Raw genomic sequence first — 16,291 nt, 5'->3', positions numbered from 1 at the left:
CGAAGAAGAGAAGGGTGCCCCCGGGGTCGTACGACCCCGGGGGCACCCTTCTCTTCTTCGCGTCACTGGATCGCCACGAACGCCGCCGTCAGCAGCCCCGCGCCGGACAGCCCCAGCACCCAGGCCACCCGCGTCAGCCGCATCCCGCCCGCGACCACCACCGAGGCCAGCAGCAGCGCCCCGCCCAGCGGCACCCACGCGTACAGGATCCCCGCCGGCCCCGAGCGCACCGCGTCCGTCGTACCCGGCTTCAGGACCACGTCGTACGTCTGTCCCGGGCGCACCGCCACCGACTTCGGCAGCTCCACGCGCGCGCGTGCCCGCGACCCCGAGGACGTCGGCGTGAACGGGCCGGCACACGTGCTCCCGGCGCAGGAGGTCACCCGGACCGTGCCGGCCTCCCGCCCCTTGGACAGCATCACGTGCTGCGCGGTCCCCCAGGACCCCCACACCCCGGCGAACACGATCAACGCGGCGACCGCGCCCATCGCCGCGACCCGCCCGAGGCGCAACGCGGACACGGACACCTGGCGGGCGGTGGTGGCGGTGGCAGGCATGGCCGGGATCATTGGCCATACCCACGCGACGGGTCAACTCGCGTGTCCGCCGTAGAAGTACATGTCAGGAGTTGTACGCGCCCTGCGCCCGCTCCAGTCCCTCCGCCAGCAGGCACTCCACGGCGTCCGCGGCGCGGTCCACGAAGTAGTCCAGCTCCTTGCGCTCCGCCGACGAGAAGTCCTTCAGCACGAAGTCCGCCACCTGCATCCGCCCCGGCGGCCGCCCGATCCCGAACCGCACCCGGTGGTAGTCCGCGCCCATCGCCTTCGTCATCGACTTCAGGCCGTTGTGCCCGTTGTCCCCGCCGCCCAGCTTCAGCCGCAGCACGCCGTAGTCGATGTCCAGCTCGTCATGGACCGCGACGACGTTCGCCACCGGCACCTTGTAGAAGTCCTTCAGCGCGTTCACCGGGCCGCCGGACAGGTTCATGTACGACGTCGGCTTCGCCAGCACCACCCGGCGGCTCGCCGGTCCCGCCGGCCCGATCCGTCCCTCCAGCACCTGCGCCTGCGCCTTGCCCGCCCGCTTGAACTTCCCCCCGATCCGCTCCGCGAGCAGGTCCACCACCATGAAGCCGACGTTGTGCCGGTTCATGGCGTACTCCGGTCCGGGATTGCCGAGCCCGACGATCAGCCAGGGGTCACTGGTGGCGGTGGTCACGTCCATGTCTCCTTGATACGCGCCAGCCGCCGCTCCCGGACAAGGGAGCGGCGGCTGAACAGTTGACGACGCCTACGGCGCTCAGGCCTCGGCGGCCTCTTCGCCCTCGGCGGCCTCGCCCTCGGCCTCCTCGGCCTGCGCGGCCAGGACCTGCAGCACGACCGCGTCCTCCTCGACGGCCAGCGTGGTGCCCTTGGGCAGCGTGATGTCCTTGGCGAGGATGGAGGCGCCGGCCTCCAGGCCCTCCACGGACACCGTCACGGCGGCGGGGATGTGCGTGGCCTCGGCCTCGACCGGCAGGGCGGTCAGGACGTGCTCCAGCAGGTTGCCGCCCGGGGCCAGCTCGCCCTCGGTGTGCACCGGAACCTCGACGGTGACCTTCTCGCCACGCTTGACCAGCAGCAGGTCGACGTGCTCCAGGAAGCCCTTGATCGCGTCACGCTGGACGGCCTTCGGGATCGCCAGCTCGTTGGCCTTGCCGTCGATGTCCAGGGAGATCAGGACGTTCGGCGTACGCAGCGCCATCTGGAGGTCGTGGCCCGGCAGGGTCAGGTGGACCGGGTCGGTGCCGTGGCCGTACAGGACGACCGGAACCTTGTTCTCGCGGCGGATGCGACGGGCGGCACCCTTGCCGAACTCGGTACGGGTCTCGGCGGCGAGCTTCACCTCGGACATGCTGATCACTCCTCGTAGAGGTAGGAACGACTGGGGGTCCCCCCGCTCGAGCGGAGTCGAGAGTGGGGGAGGTCACCCGGCCACGAACGGCCTGCTACGAAGAGCGCGTCGATAACGGACCGCCGTACATACGCGTACGGCCTCCCTCGCCGAGCAACTTCAGCAGTCTACTCGGCGGGGAGGCCGCACCCAAAAGGATCTTCAGCGACTCACTGCTCGTCGAACAGGCTCGTCACCGAACCGTCCTCGAAGACCTCACGCACCGCGCTCGCGATCGTCGGGGCGATCGACAGCACCTTGATCTTGTCCAGGTCCGCCGCCAGCTCACCCGGCGTCGGCAGCGTGTTCGTGAACACGAACTCGCTCACCCGGGAGTTCTTCAGCCGGTCCGCGGCGGGACCGGAGAGCACACCGTGCGTGGCCGTGACGATGACGTCCTCGGCGCCGTGCGCGAACAGCGCGTCGGCGGCCGCGCAGATCGTGCCGCCCGTGTCGATCATGTCGTCGACCAGGACGCACACGCGGCCCTTGACCTCGCCCACGACCTCGTGGACGGTCACCTGGTTCGCCACGTCCTTGTCGCGCCGCTTGTGCACGATCGCCAGCGGCGCGCCCAGCCGGTCGCACCAGCGGTCCGCGACCCGCACCCGGCCCGCGTCCGGCGACACGACCGTCAGCTTGTCCCGGTCCACCTTGTCGCCCACGTAGTCGGCGAGCAGCGGCAGCGCGAACAGGTGGTCGACGGGACCGTCGAAGAAGCCCTGGATCTGGTCGGTGTGCAGGTCCACGGTCAGGATGCGGTCCGCACCCGCCGTCTTCATCAGGTCGGCGATCAGACGCGCCGAGATCGGTTCACGGCCACGGTGCTTCTTGTCCTGCCGCGCGTAACCGTAGAACGGCACGATCACGGTGATGGAACGGGCCGACGCACGCTTCAGCGCGTCGAGCATGATCAGCTGCTCCATGATCCACTGGTTGATCGGAGCCGTGTGGCTCTGGATCACGAAGCAGTCCGCACCACGTGCCGACTCCTGGTACCGGACGTAGATCTCGCCGTTGGCGAAGTCGAAGGCCTTGGTCGGGACGACCCCGATACCCAGCTGGTGGGCGATCTCCTCGGCAAGCTCGGGGTGGGCGCGGCCGGAGAAGAACATCATCTTCTTCTCGCCGGTCGTCTTGATCCCGGTCACAGCACTGTCTCCTCAGAGGTTGTCTCATCCAGCCGGCTGCTCGTACGGCCTCCCGTCTGGGCATGAGGGGCCGAACCAGCTGGTAGGGGTCGGGTGCACGCGTGCGGATGTGCACTTATCACGGTACGCCGTGTTTGGCGCACACGTTTCCGGTCAGTCCTCGCTCTCGCCCTGCCGGGACGCCGCCTCGGCCGCCTTCGCCGCGGCGCTCCCCGGACGCTTCCGGGCCACCCAGCCCTCGATATTGCGCTGCTGACCGCGGGCCACGGCCAGCGAACCGGGCGGCACGTCCTTCGTGATCACGGATCCCGCGGCGGTGTAGGCACCGTCCCCGACCGTGACAGGAGCCACAAACATGTTGTCCGAACCCGTCCGGCAATGCGACCCGACGGTGGTGTGGTGCTTGTCCTGGCCGTCGTAGTTCACGAACACGCTCGCCGCGCCGATGTTCGTGTACGCGCCGATCGTCGCGTCACCGACGTAGGAGAGGTGGGGCACCTTCGTCCCCTCCCCGATCGAGGCGTTCTTCGTCTCGACGTACGTGCCGATCTTGCCCTTGGCGCCCAGCCGTGTCCCCGGCCGCAGATACGCGTACGGCCCCACGGTCGCGTGCGGACCGATCTGGGCGGAGTCGGACACGGTGTTGTCCACCCGTGCGCCCGCGCCCACCTCGGTGTCCTTCAGCCGGCTGTTCGGCCCGACCTCCGCGCCCTCGCCCAGGTGCGTGGCGCCGGTCAGCTGCGTCCCCGGGTGCACGACCGCGTCCCGCTCGAAGGTGACGGTCACGTCGACCCAGGTGGTGGCCGGGTCGATCACGGTCACCCCGTCGAGCATCGCGGCCGTCAGCAGCCGGTCGTTGAGGATCCGGCGCGCCTCGGAGAGCTGCACCCGGTTGTTGATCCCGGCGATCTCCCGGTGGTCGCCCGCCACCGACGCCCCGACCCGGTGCCCGGCCTCCCGCAGGATCCCGAGCACGTCCGTCAGGTACTCCTCGCCCTGGCTGTTGTCCGTCCGCACCTTCTTCAGGGCGTCCGCCAGCAGCTGCCCGTCGAACGCGAACACCCCGCTGTTGATCTCCCGGACCGCCTGCTGGGCCTCGGTCGCGTCCTTGTGCTCGACGATCGCGGTGACCGCGCCGGTGGCCTCGTCGCGCACGATCCGCCCGTACCCGGTCGCGTCCGGCACCTCGGCCGTCAGCACGGTCACGGCGTTGCCGTCGGCGGCGTGCGTCCGCGCGAGCTGCTGCAGCGTCCCGGCGGTGAGGAGCGGGGTGTCGCCGCACACGACCACGACGGTCCCGTCCACGGTGCCGCCCAGTTCCTCCAGGCCCATCCGTACGGCGTGGCCGGTGCCGTTCTGCGCCGCCTGCACGGCGGTCCGCACGCCGGGGTCGATCTCGTTCAGATGGGCGGCGACCTGCTCACGGGCGTGTCCGACGACGACCACGAGGTGCTGCGGGTCCAACTCGCGGGCGGCGGCCAGCACATGGCCCACGAGGGAACGGCCGCAGATCTGGTGCAGGACCTTCGGCGTGGCCGACTTCATACGGGTGCCCTCACCCGCTGCGAGAACGACGACGGCGGCCGGGCGAATGGCGCTCACGGGGTTGCCCTTCGGCTCTGGATGGGTGGGGATGACAGCCGCAGGATACCGGGGGGACGTAGGGCGGACATGAGAGCGGGCCCTGACGGTGATGACACCGGTCAGGGCCCGAACGCGACAAGGCTCCCCCGCCAGGACTCGAACCCGGACAGATGGCACCAAAAGCCACAGTGCTGCCAATTACACCACGGGGGACTATCTCGACAAACCGGACGCTTGGTCGGGCTGCCGAGCGGCGCCTCCTACTATGCCGTACCGGGCGCCCTCCACGCGACGGTACAAGTCGGCGCTATTCCCTCGGGACGGCGGACCGGTCGCCCGTAGGCTGGACGCATGACCATGACGGGGGAAGAGCACACCGAGGGCCTGACCGGGCCCTGGTGGTGGGCCAGGTGGCGCAGTGCGGTGCTCGACGGAAGTCTCGCGCTGGTGTCGGCTCTGGAGTGCGGTGCGGAGGGGGTGCCGTTCGCCCGGGACGCGGGCATCCCGCTGTGGACGGGCGTCCTGTTCGGGCTGCTCGCCGGTGCGGTGCTGCTGGTACGGCGGAAGTGGCCGATCGCCGTCGTGCTGGTCGCCATCGCGATCACGCCGGCCGAGATGGGCTTCCTGATGGGCATCGTCGGCCTCTACACGCTGGCCGCCTGCGAGCTGCCGCGCCGGGTCATCGGCGCGCTGGCGGGGATGTCGTTCCTGGGCACGATGATCGTGACGTTCGTGCGGGTGCGGCAGAGCACGGCGAGCGGGGATCTGACGCTGGGCGACTGGTTCGTGCCGTTCGCGGCGGTGACGACGTCGTTGGGGCTGACGGCTCCGCCGTTGCTGTTCGGGCTGTACGTGGGCGCGCGGCGGCGGCTGATGGAGAGCCTGCGGGAGCGGGCGGACAGCCTGGAGCGTGAGCTCCAGTTGCTCGCGGAGCGGGCGGAGGAGCGGGCCGAGTGGGCGCGGGGCGAGGAACGCACGCGGATCGCGCGGGAGATGCACGACGTCGTGGCGCACCGGGTGAGCCTGATGGTGGTGCACGCGGCGGCGTTGCAGGCGGTGGCGCGGAAGGACCCGGAGAAGGCGGTGCGCAACGCCGCTCTGGTGGGGGACATGGGGCGTCAGGCGCTGACCGAGCTGCGGGAGATGCTCGGCGTGCTGCGGGCCGGTGAGGACGTGGGCGGCCGGCGCGGCGCGGGGGTGCCGTTGGCGGCGGTCGGGGAAGCGGCCGCGGCGGCGGCGGACCGGGCGGTGGACGAGACGGCGCCCGGGGACGGGCCGTGCCTGTCCGAGCTGGACGAGCTGATCGGGCAGTCGGCGGCGGCGGGGATGGCCGTGGAGCTGTCGGTGATGGGGGAGGCGCGCTCGTACGCGGCGCAGGTCGAGCAGACGGCGTACCGGGTGGTGCAGGAGGCGCTGACGAACGTCCACAAGCACGCGGCGGGCGCGAAGACGCATGTGCGGCTGGCGCACCGGGTGTCGGAGATCGCGATGCAGGTGGAGAACGAGGCGCCGCCGGAGCCGGGTTCCGCGTCCGCGGCCGGGCTGCCGTCGGGCGGGAACGGCCTGGTGGGAATGCGGGAGCGGGTCGCGGCACTGGGCGGCGTGTTCGTGTCGGGACCGACGGACGCGGGGGGTTTCAGGGTGTCGGCGGTGATTCCGGCGGCGTAGCCGCCCGCGGGCCCGCCCCGCTCCTGTGTGTCAGCCGGCGGTGAGGCGTACCGGCTCTATGCCCGTGACGAGGACGGCGAGGGCGTGGTCGATGTCCGGGCCGACGTACCAGTCGCCGGTGTGGTCGAGGGTGTAGACACGGCCTTCGGCGTCGATCGCGAGCGCGGCGGCGGTGTCGGTCTCCTGGCCGAGGGGGCACAGCTCGGTGCCGAGGGCGAGACCGAGGTCGCCGAGGGTGCGGGCGAGGTGGCGGCCGTGGAGCGGGTCGAGGTGGAGGGTGGCGGGCGCGACCTGGCGGCCGGGTCCGCCGGGGGTGATGCGGAGTCCGCCGAATTCCGCCCAGGCCTCGACCGCGGCGGGGAAGACGGTGTGCCGGTGGCCGGCGGGCGAGGTGTGCTCGCGCAGGGTGTCGGCCCAGAACTCGGCTTGTTTTATGTCCCAGCGCCCCGGCTGCCAGCCGGCGGAGCGCAGGGCGGCGTCGACGGGGACGGAGAAGCGTGGTGCGGTTGCCCCGTGCTCGGCGGCGGGGCGGGGGAGCTTGGGGGTGGTGGCGTGGTCGGGGTGCATCTGCCCTTCGTTCGTCATGCCGGCGGTGGTGCGGCGCTGGTACTGGGAGTGACGGCGGTTTTCGGCCGTCGGTTGCCGCGGGTCAGCCGTCGGTTGCCGTGGGGTCGACGATGCGGACGCCGAAGTGGGAGCTGAGGGCGGTGCAGGCGCGGCAGGGGGTGGCGAAACTCCCGTGGAGGGGGTCGCCGTCCTCGCGTATGCGGCGGGCGGTCAGTTTGGCGTGTTTGAGGGCTTTGCGGGCCTCGCCGTTGGTCATGGGCTTGCGGGCGGCGCGTTTGCTGCGGGTCGCGTCGGCGGCGGTGATGTGCCGGGAGATGAGGATCGTCTCGGCGCAGCGGCCGGTGAAGCGGTCGCGCTGGGCGCTGGTGAGGGTGTCGAGGAAGTCCTGGACGAGGTGGTGCAGGGCGGGGGGAGTGTCGCCGCGGGCGGCGGTGCCGGTGAGGGTGGCGCCGTGGACGGAGAGGGCGGCGGCGACGGTGGGCAGGATGCCGTCGCGGCGGTGGCGGAGCGCGGGGGCGGGGGGCGCGTCGGGTCCGCTCCAGCCGATCCGGGGGTCGCCGGAGCGCACGTCGGTACCTCCGTGGTGCAAGGTATTCATGATCGTCTTCCCCTCCCGGGCATCCCCCCGAAGGACACAGGGTGCCAAATGCCGTGGCTGGTGCGGAAGCTGGGGCGGCGCGACACGCCAGGGCCGGGGCTGGTCGTCACGGTGGGGTGACGGCGGGTCACGGAAGCGGAGGCGTGGTTTCCGCGGGGTTGCGGTGGGCCGGTGACCGGGGTGCGTGTACCGCATAGGCTGTCGCCATCCGCCGATCGACACCGCCGATTGAGGCCTGAGAGAACGCCCAGGGGGCTACCGCCATGACGACAGGTCGGCTCGGGCAGCAAGCCGCGCCGCCGAACGCGGCCTACGCCGGGCAGGTCGTGCACTTCCCGGATCCGGTCCGGGCAGCGCGTCACCCGAGAGGAGTACGGGTCGACGAGCGCGGTCACCCGGATTTCGCTCCGTACGCGCGCGTGGCGGTGGAGATCGCCGAGCCGCCGGACGGGTTCGGGGTCGACGAGCTGCGGCTGACGGACTTCGTGTCGGCCAACGCCGCGCTGGCCGCGGACCGGCACGAGCTGTGGGACACGGTGCCGGACGTGGCGACGCCGCACGGCTGGACGTGGCACCACGTCGCGGGTACGCGACGGCTGGAGCTGGTCCCGGTCGAGGTGAAGGCGCTGCTTCGGCACCACGGCGGGATCGCGACCGCGCCGGTGGACCACGGCAAGCGCGGCACGCGGCCGTTGCAGGAGACGCGGCCGGCGCACTTCGGGCTGCCGAAGTCCGGTGTGGCGGTGTCGGAGGCGCAGGTGCTGGGGGTCGAGGAGGATCTCGGCTACCGGCTGCCGGGCGCATACCGCTCGTTCCTGAAGGCGGCGGGCGGCTGCGCGCCGGTGGGCACGGCGCTGGACGCCGAACTGGGCCTGCTGGTGGACCAGCCGTTCTTCACGGTGCGCGACGAGGCGGCGGTCAACGACCTCGTGTACGTCAACAAGTGTCTGCGCGACCACCTGACGAAGGACTACCTCGGCGTCGCCTTCGTCCAGGGCGGCCTGCTCGCGGTGAAGGTGAAGGGCGCGCGGCCGGGTTCGGTGTGGTTCTGCGCGTACGACGATGTGCGGGACGTGGATCCGTCGTGGTCGCCGGCCGAGCGGGTGGAGCGGTTGCTGCTGCCCGCGGGCGACGACTTCGACGCGTTCCTGTCCCGGTTGGCGGGTAGTCCGCCGGAGTTGGAGACGGTGGCGAATCTGATGGTCGACGGCGGTTTCGCCCATGTCGTCCCGGTGTCGTCCGGTCCGGCGTCGTCCGGTCCGGTGGGGGAGTGAGCTTCAGGCGATGGTGACCTACGCGCAGGCGCAGGAGCGCGCCGAGGAGTGGATCAACGGCGACGTGCCCGCGTACCAGCATCGTGAGGTGCGGGTGCGGGAGTTCGAGCTGGGTTTCGTGGTGTGGGGCGAGGACCGGGCGGAGGGCCCGCGTTCGGACGGGGGCGGGCAGCGGCTCGTCATCGCCCGGGACAGCGGGGAGGCGACGCTGTGGCCGGCGCTGCCGGTGGGTGAGGTGATCCGCCGCTTCGAGGAGGAGTACGGCGGTCCCGACGGCCCGCAGGGTGCGGCACCGGCGCCGGCGCCCGCCCGAATCGACCTGAACCAGACGTCGTTCCTGCTGACTCCGCCGGAATGGCTGCAGGAGGCGGCGGACAAACTGGGCATCGGGGAGCGGCGCCCGGATGCCGCGTCCGGAGCCGGTGCCGGAGCCGGGGCTTCGGCCGCCGGTGGTACGGGGCCGGCGGAGACGCAGGCCGGAGTGCCGGCGGCCGCGCCTCCCGTGGCCGCGCCTCCCCCGGGGGTGCCCGCTGCCGACGTGCCGGTGGGGTCGACGCCGTGGGCCGGTACGGACACCAACGCGGACCCCGGTGAGGAGGACCGCTCCGTTCCGCTGCCCGCGACGGTGTTCGCGCCGCCGCTGAGCGGGCCCGACGTGCCCCGGCCTCCGGCGTCCACGCCCGAGGCGAAGACGGCGCTGATGTCGGGAGGCAGCCAGCTGCCGCCGACGGCGGTCGCGCCGGCGCTCGACGCTTCCCGGGTACCGGGCGCGCCCGGTGCACCCGGGGTGCCCGCGGCTCCTGCCGCGCCGGGCGCCGCGCAGCCCGGCACGCCCCCGCCCCCGCCGCCCGGTACGCCGCCCTACGGCTATCCGCAGGCGCCGGGCGCACCCGGCACGCCTCCGCCGGGTGTACCGGCCCAGGCGCCGGCGCCCGCCGCCCCGTTCCCGCCCCCGGGCGCCCACACGCCCCCGCCTCCTGCGGGAGCCCCCTCGTACGGCTATCCGCAGGCGCCGGGCGGTGTCCCGGACGCGTCGCTGATGTCGGCGGACTCCGGCACGTCCGGGCGGTCGCTCGCGCCGAACGCCGGGGACATCGCGGACGCCGCGACGGGCAAGGCCACACCGCCGCCGAGGAAGGCGCGCGGTGGCGCGGGCGCGCCGCCTCCGCCGCCGGGTGCGCCGGGCATGCCGGGCGCGCGCCCGGGGAGTCCGACGCCGCCGCCCGCGCCGGGCGCGTCCGCGAACGCGTATGTGCCGACGCAGTTCGCGCCCGCGCTCGGACCGGAGGGACTCCAGGGCCCGGGTACGCCGGGCGCTCCCAACCCGCCTGCCCCGCCCGGAGGCAACGTGCATCAGGCGGCCACGATGCTGGCCGACCCCAGCCAACTGGGCGGGGGCGCGCCGCAGCCGCCGGCCCCGCCGGGCGCTCCCGGCGCTCCGGGTATGCCTCCCGCGCCCGGCGCTCCCCAGCCTCCGGGACCCCCCGGGGTCTCCGCAGCCCCTGGTGCCCCCGGCGTTCCGCAGCCTCCGGGCGCTCCCGCCGGTCCCGGTGCGCCCGGTGGCGGCCGGGGTGCCGTGCACCAGGCGGAGACCATGCTCGCCGCGCCGCCGGTGGGCGGACCGGGCGCGCCCGCCCCGCCCGCCCCGCCCGGTCCGGGCGCCCCCGGCATGCCGCCGGGCGCTCCGCAGCCGATGCCGCCGGGCGGGCCCGTTCCGGGGCAGCAGCCGGCGTACGGGTATCCGCCGCAGGGGCAGCCGACGGTCGGCCCCGGCTACCAGGCCGTGCTGCGCTACCGCGCGCAGGACGGTTCGGAGCAGCAGCTGATCCGGCGTTCGGCGCCGGGCACGCCGCATCCGGAGTGGCAGATCTTCCATGAGCTGCGCGCGATGAACGTGCCGTCGGACCAGGTGCTGGAGCTGCACACGGAGCTGGAGTCGTGCGAGCTGCCGGGTGCCTACTGCGCGCGGATGATCCGGGAGCAGTGGCCGCAGGCTCGGATCGCGAGCATCGCGCCGTACGGCACGGACCATGCGAGCCGGCAGCAGGGGATGCAGCAGTTGCTGGCGCACCAGGGCGAGTTGCACCAGGTGGCGGACGGGCCCGCGCGACTCGCGCCGGTGCGTGCGCCGCTGCCGCCGGTGCAGCCCGCGCCGCCCGTCCCGCCGGACGCCGTCGCGCAGGAGCTGGCGGCGGCGTTCGGGCCGGCGGTGTTCCGGTTCGAGCAGCAGGCGGTGTCGCGACAGGGCGTGCCGCCGGTCGTGGCGCACACGCTGGTGGTGGCCGGACTGCCGGTGGACATGGGGCCGTTCTTCTGGGCGCAGGCCCAGCCGGGCCGGCCGGTGCCGACGCTGGCGGAGCTGGCGGCCGAGCGGGGGGTGCAGCCGGCGGCGGACGCGGGCTCGTACCTCGTGATGGGCACCGACTTCGGCCGGGCGATCTGTGTCCAGTACGGCACGGCGAACATCGTGGCCGTCCCCGTGGAGGCGGGCCCGGGCGGTGCTCCGGTGCCGCCGCAGTTCGTGAACACCGGGCTGCCGGAGTTCGCGCGCTGTCTGGCCCTGCTGGGCCGGATGTGGCGGCTGCGGTACGGCCTCAACCAGGAGCAGGCGGGCCGCTGGACCGTGGACTTCCAGGCGCAGCTGGCCGCGCTGGACCCGGCGGCGCTCGGTTCGCCGGAGAGCTGGTGGTCGGTGCTGCTGGAGCAGATGTGGGACGGCCTGTTGTAGCGGACGCCGTCCGGTGGTGAGTCCAGGATGCCCTTCACGCGTGCGTGAAGGGCATCCTGCGTTGTACGGCCGTCCCGTGTTCCACCCGGGAGCCCGTCGGCCGAACGGGTTCGCGGCCTGATCGTCTGCCGTGCCGGGCAGGCGCGGCAAACGGCCGTCCGTACGACGCCGATCGCGGCGTGCGGGTATTCGAGCGTGACGTGGCTGCGGAGTGTCGCGTTATGAACACTTCCGCCCGATCCATCAAGATGTGCGCGAAATCAACCTGTCGGGTATGTCATGGATGTCTGGTGGAGAGGGGTTCCCACGGTGAGCAGCAGTGCATCGATGCCGCCGCACGGCTTTGTGACCGTCCGGGGGCGCGGCTACCGTCCCGAACAGGTGGAAGCCTTCGTGCGGGCGTTGTTCGACGACCGGGACGCCGCGTGGGAACGCGCCGCGCGGCTGACCGTGCTCGCCCGGGAGATGGGGGAGGAGGCCGCCCGGGCGCGCGAGACGGTCGCCCGGCTCGTACCGCAGACGTACGAGACGCTCGGGGAGTCCGCGCAGCGCCTGTTCCAGGTCGTGCAGCAGGAGGCGGCGGACCTCGGGGAGCGCACGCGGCGTGCGGCGGCCGAGCGGATCGCGCAGGCCGAGGCGGACGCCGCGCGTACGCTCCAGGAGGCACAGGACGCCGCGGACGCGCTCCGCGCGGAGGCCGACGACCACGCCGACCGGCTCCTCCTCGCCGCGCGCACCGAGGCCGACGACTTCCGCATCGGCAGCCGGCGCGCGGTGAAGGCGGGCCGTACGGAGGCGCTCTCGGCGGTGCGCGAGGTACGGCAGCGCACCGAGGGCATGCTCGGCGAGCAGTCCCGGGAGCACACCGAGCGCTGGGCCGAGGTGGAGCGCGAGCACGCCGAGCGGGCCGCCACGCTGGACGCGCGGTACGCCGAGCGGATGAGCCGGGCCGAGGCCGAGCTGGCCGCGGCCGAGCGGGCCCTGCGGGAGATCGAGGAGACGGCGGTCCGCGACCAGGAGGAGGCACGCGTGCGTGCCGACGAACTCCTCGCGCACGCGCGCGTGCGCGAGGAACGCATCGCCGCCGAGACCGAACAGGTGCTGCGCGAGCACGGCGAGACCTGGGACGTCGTGCACGCGCAGATGGACACCGTGCGCAACCGCCTGATGATGCTGACGGGGCGCGCCGTGGACTAGGGGGTGTCGCCTGGACGGCACCCCCTGGTCGTGCTCAGCCGGTCTCGTGGGAGCGGAACTGTTCTGCCACCACCGCCGCCATCAGCTCGGCGTCGAAGGCGGAGGCGTCGGCGAGGCGGGTGGCGGCGGACAGGGAGTTGAGGAGGGTCTTGGTGACCCTCAGGGCGGTCGGGGGGCGGCGGACGACGGGCCTGGCCCAGGCGCTGACGGCCGCGTCGAGTTCGTGGGCGGGGACGGTTCTCTGGAGGATGGACAGGGCCGCGGCCTCCGCGGCGTCGAAGACACGTCCGGTGAGGATGAGTTCGCGTACGCGGGCGGCGCCGACCTCGCTGATCAGACGCGGGAGCAGGCCGCCCCAGGCGGTGGGCAGGCCGAGGGCGAGTTCGGGGAGGCGGAAGGTCGCGTCGTCGGCGCCGACCCGCAGGTCGCAGGCGAGGGCCAGGGCGAGGCCGGCCCCGATGGCCTTGCCCTGGACGCGTGCGATGGTGACGGCGGGGTTGGCGGTGAGCGCGTCGCAGACGCGGCGCGCCTTGGTGCCGGACAGTCGGATGCCGCTCGCCGCGGGGTCGGCGGCGAGGTGCTCGGCGAACTCGCTCCGGTCGCCGCCGAGACAGAAGTCGGGGCCGGCCGCGCGGAGCACCAGCACCCGGACGGCGGGGTCCTCGGCGACGAGGACGGTCAGCAGGTCGTCCAGCATCGCGTCGGTGACGGCGTTGCCCTGTTCGGGGAGGTTCAGCTCGATGGTCAGCACGGGGCCCTGCCGGTCGGTGCGCAGGGTCTTGAGTATCCGGCCGGCCGGGAACGCGGTGAGGGGCGGGGCGGGCGTCATGTCGTCACTTTCAGGGAGGCGGCGCGTCGGAAGACCATACGAGGGGCGTAGACCGGTGGCTCGATGGGCCGCAACGCGGGGAAACGGCACAGCAGTTCGGTGAGCAGGACGCGGGCCTCCAGCCGTGCGAGGGCTGCGCCGAGGCAGTAGTGCGCGCCACCGCCGAAGGTGAGGTGGCTGCCGCGGCGCCGGATGTCGAAGACGTGCGGCTCGGGGTTGCGGCGGGGGTCGTGGTTCGCGGCGCCGTACAGGACGTGGACGGTGGTGTCCCGGGCGATCGGCACCCCGGCGAGGAAGGTGTCGTCGGCGGCGACCCGGGAGTTGAGGTGGATCGGCGGGTCGTAGCGCAGGACCTCGTCGATGGCGTCGTCGAGGTCCTCGGGGTGGCGGCGCAGCCGCTCGGCCCGGGCGGACTCGCCGGTCAGCAGCCACACGGCGTTGGTCAGCAGGGTCGCCGTGGTCTCCAGGGAGGCGATGGTGATGAACATCGTCAGGTCGTAGAGGATCTGGTCGGCGGCCGCGCGGTCGCCCGCGTGCACGGCGTCCCAGTAGCGGATCCAGCCGGACAGGACGTCGTCCCCGGGGCGGGCGCGCCGCTCGCTGAGCAGGCGGGTGAAGAAGACCCGCATCTCCAGGGTGGCCTCGGCGGACACGGCCAGTTCGCTCTTGGTCGGCAGCAGTTCCTGGGCGTGCACCTGGCGGTGGGTGAAGCTCAGGATGTGCGGATAGTGCTCCTCGGGGATGGCGAGCCACCGGCCGACGGTGTGGATGGGGAGCTGTTCACCGACGACGGCCGCGAAGTCGGCCTCGCCCCGGGTGCGCAGTTCTTCGTCGAGGCGGTCCAGGAGCCGGGTGACGTGGGCGGTGATCTGCGGCTCCATGACCTCCAGCGTGCGGCGGTCGAAGAGGTTGCCCAGGGCGCGGCGCTGACTCGTGTGAGCGGGCGCGTTGAGCCGGGAGAGGGTCCGGGTCATCTCCTGGGTGGCAGGCGCATGCCAACGCTCGGTGTCGGGCTGCCGCTGCTGCCAGGCGAAGTCCGGGGTCAGCCAGTCCCGGCCGCGCAGGACCTGGTTGCAGGCGTCGAATCCGGTGACGAAGAAGCCGCCCCAGGGAGCCGGGACCACATCGCCCAGAGCGCGTAAACCGGCCCAGACGGGGAGGGGGTTGGCCTGCCCCTCGCCGGAACGCAGGCGACGGAGAAGGGAGATGGCGGCCCGGCGGTCGGTCGTGGTACCGCGTATGTCGCCAACGGCGGTCACGCGAAGCTCCTTTGTGGCATGGGCGCTACCGATACCGCCGGAACCTACCCTTCCCCTCCCCCGCATCATGCGTCTCTGTGTGTTGCTCCTGTCACATGCGGTGGCTGGATTTCACCGCCGTCACTTTTCCGCCACAAGTACGGCGCCCGGTTCCGTGTCAGACGCGGAAAATGTCCAGGAACGAGCTCCAGAAACCCTTCTTCCTGGCCGGTTCCTGACGCGTGGCCGCGGCGGCCGGCGCGACCGGGTGCGGCTGCTCCGCCGGGGCGTGCGCGGACCGGCTCCGGAGGTGCGCCGTCATCCGGGTGGCCGGCGCCGGGCTGAACGCCACCGGCATGGTGGCCAGCGCCCGGTGGAAGGGGCCCGGCCGCCACTGGAGGTCCTTCTCGGCGACGGCCAGGGTCAGGTCGGGCAGCGCGTTGAGCAGCCGCTCGACCGCCGTGACCGCGATGACCTGCGCCGGGTCCTTGGCCGGGCAGGCGTGCGGGCCCGCGCCCCAGGCCAGGTGGGCGCCCTTGCCGTGGGCGCGCCGGGCCTCGGCCAGCGTGGGGTCGCTGTTGGCGGCGGCGAAGCTGATGACGACCGGGGTGCCGGTCTCGGCCACCACGCCCCCGAGGTCGACGTCCTGGAGCGGGTAGTGGGTGGCGTAGTTGGCGATCGGCGTCTGGTGCCACAGCACATGGTCGATCGCCTCCTCCACCAGCATGCCGGCGCCCTGGTCCTCGTCGGGCGCGAGCAGCAGGAGCAGGGCGTTGCCGATGAGGTTGCGCTCGGGTTCGACGCCCGCGCCCATCAGCATGACCAGCTGGTCCTTGAGCTCCTCGTCGGTCAGGCCCGCCGGGTGCTGGATGAGCCAGGAGGTGACGTCGTCGCCGGGCTGGCGGCGCTTGAGGGCGATCAACGCCATGAGGCAGGCGGTGAGTTCCTCGTTGGCACGCACCGCGTCCTTGCCGTCGAAGATCGCCGACATGGCGCTGGTGAGGGTGTCGCCGATGTCCGCCGGGCAGCCGAAGAGCTTGTTGAACAGCAGCAGCGGCAGCAGCTTGGCGTAGTCGTTGAGCAGGTCGGCCCGGCCGCGCTCGCTGAACTGGTCGATCAGGTAGTCGGCGATCGGCTCGACGTCGCGGCGGATCCGGCTGATGTTGAGCCGCGCCAGGCTGTCGGTGACGGCCTTGCGCAGCCGCAGGTGCACCGCGCCGTCCGTGAACAGGCAGTTGGGCCGGTACGCCATCATCGGCAGGACCGGGTTGTCCAGGCCGATGCGTCCCTCGTTCAGGGCCTTCCAGCGGCGGGCGTCGCGGGCGAAGAGCGTGGGGTTCTGCAGGACGCGCAGCGCCGTCTCGTACCCGACGACCAGGGTGGCGTCGACCCCGGGCGCGAGTTCGACGGGGCCGGCCGGCGCCTTCGCGCGCAGCCGGTCGTAGACCTCGTGCGGGTCGGCGGCGAACGCGGCGTCGTGCATGGGGCATCTGCCACCGACGGCGGCGGATGCGATCGGGCTGTC

The 16,291-nt window shown here is 72.9% G+C and carries 14 protein-coding genes and 1 tRNA gene; 4 read left to right on the top strand and 11 right to left on the bottom strand.

Features of this window, described 5'->3' with window-relative positions:
• Nucleotides 1–62 precede the first annotated feature (62 nt).
• The 6 genes from BIV25_RS25235 to BIV25_RS25210 all read right to left on the bottom strand — a co-directional run bounded on the left by BIV25_RS25235 (nt 63) and on the right by BIV25_RS25210 (nt 4,880).
• Nucleotides 63–569, bottom strand: a complete 507-nt coding sequence (locus BIV25_RS25235) for a hypothetical protein (protein ID WP_177235408.1) — start codon at nt 567–569, stop codon at nt 63–65.
• A gap of 52 nt (nt 570–621) precedes the next feature.
• Entirely contained in the window at nt 622–1,224 is a 603-nt protein-coding gene (pth, locus tag BIV25_RS25230) for an aminoacyl-tRNA hydrolase (protein ID WP_071374693.1), read from the bottom strand.
• Nucleotides 1,225–1,299: 75 nt separating this feature from the next.
• Nucleotides 1,300–1,893: a 50S ribosomal protein L25/general stress protein Ctc gene (locus BIV25_RS25225; protein WP_071374692.1), complete on the bottom strand. Its 594-nt coding sequence runs from the start codon at nt 1,891–1,893 to the stop codon at nt 1,300–1,302.
• Nucleotides 1,894–2,102: 209 nt separating this feature from the next.
• Nucleotides 2,103–3,083 carry a ribose-phosphate diphosphokinase gene (locus BIV25_RS25220; RefSeq protein WP_071374691.1) on the bottom strand — a complete coding sequence of 327 codons (981 nt, stop codon included), beginning with the start codon at nt 3,081–3,083 and terminating at the stop codon, nt 2,103–2,105.
• Between the two features lie 153 nt (nt 3,084–3,236).
• Nucleotides 3,237–4,685 (bottom strand): bifunctional UDP-N-acetylglucosamine diphosphorylase/glucosamine-1-phosphate N-acetyltransferase GlmU, encoded by a 1,449-nt coding sequence (glmU, locus tag BIV25_RS25215; RefSeq protein ID WP_079176877.1) that lies wholly within the window; start codon nt 4,683–4,685, stop codon nt 3,237–3,239.
• A 123-nt stretch (nt 4,686–4,808) separates the two neighbouring features.
• A tRNA-Gln gene (locus BIV25_RS25210) sits at nt 4,809–4,880 on the bottom strand.
• Between the two features lie 138 nt (nt 4,881–5,018).
• Here BIV25_RS25210 and BIV25_RS25205 point away from each other — a divergent pair.
• Nucleotides 5,019–6,335: a sensor histidine kinase gene (locus tag BIV25_RS25205; protein WP_071374689.1), complete on the top strand. Its 1,317-nt coding sequence runs from the start codon at nt 5,019–5,021 to the stop codon at nt 6,333–6,335.
• A gap of 30 nt (nt 6,336–6,365) precedes the next feature.
• Here the strand turns inward: BIV25_RS25205 and BIV25_RS25200 are convergent, their stop codons facing one another.
• Nucleotides 6,366–6,902 (bottom strand): SUKH-3 domain-containing protein, encoded by a 537-nt coding sequence (locus tag BIV25_RS25200; RefSeq protein ID WP_071374688.1) that lies wholly within the window; start codon nt 6,900–6,902, stop codon nt 6,366–6,368.
• Nucleotides 6,903–6,984: 82 nt separating this feature from the next.
• Entirely contained in the window at nt 6,985–7,500 is a 516-nt protein-coding gene (locus tag BIV25_RS25195; protein WP_071374687.1) for a YwqJ-related putative deaminase, read from the bottom strand.
• Nucleotides 7,501–7,763: 263 nt separating this feature from the next.
• Between BIV25_RS25195 and BIV25_RS25190 the strand changes: the two genes are divergently transcribed.
• From BIV25_RS25190 to BIV25_RS25180, 3 genes are all read left to right on the top strand, one after another.
• Entirely contained in the window at nt 7,764–8,774 is a 1,011-nt protein-coding gene (locus tag BIV25_RS25190; protein ID WP_079176876.1) for an SMI1/KNR4 family protein, read from the top strand.
• A gap of 10 nt (nt 8,775–8,784) precedes the next feature.
• Nucleotides 8,785–11,502: an SUKH-4 family immunity protein gene (locus BIV25_RS25185; protein WP_071374686.1), complete on the top strand. Its 2,718-nt coding sequence runs from the start codon at nt 8,785–8,787 to the stop codon at nt 11,500–11,502.
• 327 nt (nt 11,503–11,829) lie between these two features.
• Nucleotides 11,830–12,699 carry a cellulose-binding protein gene (locus BIV25_RS25180; protein ID WP_071374685.1) on the top strand — a complete coding sequence of 290 codons (870 nt, stop codon included), beginning with the start codon at nt 11,830–11,832 and terminating at the stop codon, nt 12,697–12,699.
• 34 nt (nt 12,700–12,733) lie between these two features.
• Here BIV25_RS25180 and BIV25_RS25175 read toward each other — a convergent pair whose 3' ends face one another.
• The 3 genes from BIV25_RS25175 to BIV25_RS25165 form a co-directional block, all read right to left on the bottom strand.
• Nucleotides 12,734–13,528, bottom strand: a complete 795-nt coding sequence (locus tag BIV25_RS25175) for an enoyl-CoA hydratase/isomerase family protein (RefSeq protein WP_071374684.1) — start codon at nt 13,526–13,528, stop codon at nt 12,734–12,736.
• The gene (locus BIV25_RS25170; protein ID WP_071374683.1) at nt 13,525–14,787 is read right to left on the bottom strand and encodes a cytochrome P450; all 1,263 of its coding nucleotides are present in this window, start codon (nt 14,785–14,787) and stop codon (nt 13,525–13,527) included. The genes BIV25_RS25175 and BIV25_RS25170 overlap by 4 nt, the downstream gene beginning before the upstream one ends.
• A gap of 157 nt (nt 14,788–14,944) precedes the next feature.
• Entirely contained in the window at nt 14,945–16,249 is a 1,305-nt protein-coding gene (locus BIV25_RS25165) for a cytochrome P450 (protein ID WP_071374756.1), read from the bottom strand.
• Between the last annotated feature and the right edge of the window lie 42 nt (nt 16,250–16,291).

Origin of the sequence: Streptomyces sp. MUSC 14 (assembly GCF_001866675.1) — a bacterium.
GTDB lineage: Bacteria > Actinomycetota > Actinomycetes > Streptomycetales > Streptomycetaceae > Streptomyces.
Note: the sequence above shows the minus strand (reverse complement) of the source record. Positions and strands in the feature narration are given on the sequence as shown.

What these genes read in the sequence shown, in the direction of transcription:
- pth (WP_071374693.1), bottom strand. Translation starts at nt 1,224, where the DNA reads ATGGACGTGACCACCGCCACCAGTGACCCCTGGCTGATCGTCGGGCTC.
- BIV25_RS25180 (WP_071374685.1), top strand. Translation starts at nt 11,830, where the DNA reads ATGCCGCCGCACGGCTTTGTGACCGTCCGGGGGCGCGGCTACCGTCCC.
- BIV25_RS25165 (WP_071374756.1), bottom strand. Translation starts at nt 16,249, where the DNA reads ATGCACGACGCCGCGTTCGCCGCCGACCCGCACGAGGTCTACGACCGG.
- BIV25_RS25205 (WP_071374689.1), top strand. Translation starts at nt 5,019, where the DNA reads ATGACCATGACGGGGGAAGAGCACACCGAGGGCCTGACCGGGCCCTGG.
- BIV25_RS25175 (WP_071374684.1), bottom strand. Translation starts at nt 13,528, where the DNA reads ATGACGCCCGCCCCGCCCCTCACCGCGTTCCCGGCCGGCCGGATACTC.
- BIV25_RS25190 (WP_079176876.1), top strand. Translation starts at nt 7,764, where the DNA reads ATGACGACAGGTCGGCTCGGGCAGCAAGCCGCGCCGCCGAACGCGGCC.
- BIV25_RS25195 (WP_071374687.1), bottom strand. Translation starts at nt 7,500, where the DNA reads ATGAATACCTTGCACCACGGAGGTACCGACGTGCGCTCCGGCGACCCC.
- BIV25_RS25200 (WP_071374688.1), bottom strand. Translation starts at nt 6,902, where the DNA reads ATGCACCCCGACCACGCCACCACCCCCAAGCTCCCCCGCCCCGCCGCC.
- BIV25_RS25235 (WP_177235408.1), bottom strand. Translation starts at nt 569, where the DNA reads ATGATCCCGGCCATGCCTGCCACCGCCACCACCGCCCGCCAGGTGTCC.
- BIV25_RS25225 (WP_071374692.1), bottom strand. Translation starts at nt 1,893, where the DNA reads ATGTCCGAGGTGAAGCTCGCCGCCGAGACCCGTACCGAGTTCGGCAAG.
- BIV25_RS25185 (WP_071374686.1), top strand. Translation starts at nt 8,785, where the DNA reads ATGGTGACCTACGCGCAGGCGCAGGAGCGCGCCGAGGAGTGGATCAAC.